The 3,557-nt window shown below is 44.2% G+C and carries 4 protein-coding genes; all 4 read left to right on the top strand.

Features of this window, described 5'->3' with window-relative positions; all coding sequences use genetic code 11:
- The first annotated feature begins 384 nt into the window (after positions 1 to 384).
- Positions 385 to 912, top strand: coding sequence for a hypothetical protein (locus tag ABYV26_RS23010; RefSeq protein ID WP_372683693.1), 528 nt, complete (start codon positions 385 to 387; stop codon positions 910 to 912).
- 191 nt (positions 913 to 1,103) lie between these two features.
- Positions 1,104 to 1,700, top strand: a complete 597-nt coding sequence (locus ABYV26_RS23005) for a tetratricopeptide repeat protein (RefSeq protein WP_372683692.1) — start codon at positions 1,104 to 1,106, stop codon at positions 1,698 to 1,700.
- A gap of 25 nt (positions 1,701 to 1,725) precedes the next feature.
- Positions 1,726 to 3,087 carry a cytochrome c biogenesis protein ResB gene (locus tag ABYV26_RS23000; RefSeq protein WP_372683691.1) on the top strand — a complete coding sequence of 454 codons (1,362 nt, stop codon included), beginning with the start codon at positions 1,726 to 1,728 and terminating at the stop codon, positions 3,085 to 3,087.
- A gap of 9 nt (positions 3,088 to 3,096) precedes the next feature.
- Positions 3,097 to 3,557, top strand: a 461-nt coding sequence (ccsA, locus tag ABYV26_RS22995; RefSeq protein ID WP_372683690.1) for a cytochrome c biogenesis protein CcsA, incomplete at its 3' end; no start/stop codon positions are given.

Below are 3,557 nucleotides of genomic sequence, written 5' to 3'. Positions count from 1 at the left end.
GCCCATAAGATCCCAAGCCTGGTGCTGTCTCCGAAAAGCTTGAACAGATCAGAGAGTTCATAGAGTGCTACGGGATCAGGCATTTTTCGTTTTACCGACTTAACGATTTCACCATGAATTCCCTTTGTCATGCAGGTTTCAACTGTTGTAAGCTTTGGTTTTTGCTGAACCGAGGTCATGATGTTGCCTCTCTTTGATGATTTGTATCAATATATGTACATATAATAATATATTAATACGGTGTCAAGGCCTTCTTAGTTCCCACTTTCGCTGGAACCGCACGTTGTCAAATGAGGTAACCACCCGTAATAAATGAAATAAAATTATGTATCAAAGAAGGAGTTGAACATAATAATTGGAGCGCAAGATACTATTGGAACATGAGTGGCTGTATGGGATTCTGCGGTTGACAGTGATGTCACAATGTGGGATATGGCGTGCGAAGGGCAAATAGATACAATGAAAAAAGTTATTCTAAAATTCATTTACACAAGTTTGGCCATGGTGGGTGCATTTGTCGCACTGCACAGTTTGGTTGCCGCTCAACAGGCATGTTGTGTTAAAATTGATAATGCTTGTCTTTCTGTATCAAATCAACTTTCAGTGAATCTTAATAGCCGGGAAGTTTGCTTACCTTCACCGTCCCACCACTATAGAAGCAATCCAGACCTTCAAAGTAGTAAGAATGATTTAGGGGCGGAAGCAACCTGCTGCGAGTCCGGTAATTGTCCGGCATCTGGCCAATCTATTTATATCGGTGCCTCTGTATCCTGGGACGACTACCGGCATAACGAAGCAGAATGCGATGAAGATTTAAAAAATAGCCAAACAACCACCGATGGTTTCAATAATCTACTGACATGTAAGGCATCTGCACCGATCTATCTCTTAACGCAATCAATTATCTGTTGATTCTCCCTCACTAAGCCACGTCATTAACGACGCTGCCATTGTTGTTTAATCGCAATCTTGGCATCGGACATATGACTGGCCTTTCTTTGTTATCCCAGTCTTCTCATCTTTTAATGTATCTCGCTGCATTCTCGCCAGAGTGGACGATCACTTGCTGGTAGTAGCGACCAATTATGTTTGTGCGGTGTACTATGAAAAATCAGGGCGCTGTCCAATCTAAAAGATTCGGACAACGGAAAACGATAATTATAGCAGGAGCAATGTTCGTTCTTGGATTCTTTACAGGTATATGTGTGGCTGTTTATCAAACCGGAAACTTTTCGACTACCACTTCAAAGCCTGCAAACACGGACAATGACAATAGGCAACGGGCTGAAACTCTAAAACAGAAAGTGGCAGATGATCCCGGCAATACCAGTGCGTGGATTCAATTGGGCCATACTTATTTCGACATGAATGAATATGATCAGGCTATTGCCGCATATGAAAAAGCGCTTGAGCAAAACCCTAACAATGCTGACGTATTAACAGACTTGGGGATCATGTATCGCCGAAGCGGTCAACCCAGAGAGGCAATAAAAAAATTTGATATGGCCATTGCCATAAACTCGAACCATGAAACTGCAAGATTCAACAAGGGAATCGTGCTGATGCACGATTTGGGTGACCGCGAAGGCGCAATTCAAACGTGGGAAGATTTGCTGGAGATCAATCCGGTCGCTATGGCTGGCAATAATCAAAGTGTGGACCAGATGATCAAGCATTACAAAGACGGTCATGACCGATAAAATTCTAAATGAGGAAGTTCATTTAATGAAAACTGCTGCCCAGTCCAAGCGGATGCTTGACGTGCTTTGGGATTTTTTTGCGTCCGTGAAGCTTACCGTTGTGATCCTTACCCTTTTAGCGGCGACTTCAGTGCTTGGAACCTTTATTCCCCAGAAAGCAGATCCATCTTTTTATATTCGGGCCTATGGTGAATTCGCCTATCGTTTGATGCAAGTCTTCGACATCCTAGACATGTATTATTCCTGGTGGTTCCAGACCCTCATCGGAATATTGGCGATTAATATAACGGTATGTACGATTAAACGATGGCCTGCGATCTGGAAAATTGTCTCGTCGAAAAATCTTCGGGTAGAATCGATCAAGAAAAAAAGACCGATTGGGGAATTTTCCGATTCACGCAATCCGGATAAGTTGTTGCCGCTCTACAAAGCTTACATTGGGAAAAAATACAGACGAGTAGAAATAAGCGCGGAGAAGCCTGGCATGACGATCATCGCTGAAAAAGGACGCTGGACAAGGCTTGGCGTTCCGGCTGTGCATTTAAGCATTGTCATCATCTTAGCCGGTGCGCTGATTGGATCGTTTTTGGGTTTCGATGGGTTCGTCAACATACCTGAGGGAGAAAGTGCCAGCTACATCCGATTGCGTAACAGCGATGCAACTTTGCCATTGGGTTTTGAAGTCCGATGCGAAGATTTCGATGTCAGCTTTTACGATTCCGGTTCTCCCAAAGAGTTTCGATCAAGCCTGACCATTTTGGAAAATGGAGAGAAAGTAGCTGAGAAGGATATTATTGTAAATGACCCATTGCGATACAAAGGGGTTAATTTCTTTCAATCCAGTTACGGCCAAACACCTCCCCAAAAAGTCCAGATTAGGTTCACATCATCAAATTCAGGTGAAAACCAGCAGCACAGTCTTTCTATGGGAGAAACTGTGGGCCTGCCTGATGAAACAGGTCAGTTCACTTTTTTAAGGTACACTGGAAACTACAGTTTCCGTGGCAAGATGATAGGTGAGGCAATTGTAGGAATTCTGGAAAAACCTGGAAAAGAACCAGAAGAAGTTGCTTTGCCGCTTCGTTTTCCAACCTTTGATAAGATGCGTAAAGGCGCTTGGTTCATATCTGTCGATGGGTATGAAGATGCATATTACACCGGCCTTCAGGTAACCAAAGACCCTGGCGTTCCCATCGTGTATTTCGGTTTTGTTCTGTTAATTGTCGGTTGCTGGATTGCATTTTTCATGTCTCATCAAAAGATCGTTGTTGACTTGCAGCCGAGCACCAACAGCAGCCGTGTCAGCGTATACGGTGCCACCAATCGAAACCGGGTCGGATTTGAAATGGCGAGTCATCAACTTAGCGAAGAACTCAGCAAATTATAGGAATTTATCATGAATAGCTCCCTCATATTGTCGGTCACTACCTTCGTGTATGGCCTTGCAGCGACCCTTTATCTCGTTGCATGGATCTTTCACAAACCCCACACAAATCGGTGGGCAACCTGGGTCGCATCAGCGGGGATAATTGGAAACGCCGCTGGCTTTGCAATCAGATGGGTAGAATCCTATACGATGGGCATAGGCCGGATACCCCTTTCGAATCTCTATGAGTCATTGGTCTTCTTCTCATTGATGATTGCCGTTATTTATCTGGTGATAGAACGAAAATATCGTCATCAGACTATCGGCGTATTCGCCATGCCCCTTGCATTTCTATCGATCGCCTATGCATCGTTATCGCCGAACATCAGCGATCGTATCCAACCCTTATTACCGGCATTGAAAAGCAACTGGCTGACGGTTCATGTTGTCACTTGTTTCATTGGCTATGCAGCCTTTGCCATCGCCTTCGG

Source organism: Desulfosarcina sp. (assembly GCF_041551955.1).
Lineage (GTDB): Bacteria > Desulfobacterota > Desulfobacteria > Desulfobacterales > Desulfosarcinaceae > Desulfosarcina.
Note: the sequence above shows the minus strand (reverse complement) of the source record. Positions and strands in the feature narration are given on the sequence as shown.

Bases quoted from the DNA above. Each gene is read 5' to 3' on its own strand.
- ABYV26_RS23005 (WP_372683692.1), top strand. From the start codon at position 1,104: ATGAAAAATCAGGGCGCTGTCCAATCTAAAAGATTCGGACAACGGAAA.
- ABYV26_RS23000 (WP_372683691.1), top strand. From the start codon at position 1,726: ATGAAAACTGCTGCCCAGTCCAAGCGGATGCTTGACGTGCTTTGGGAT.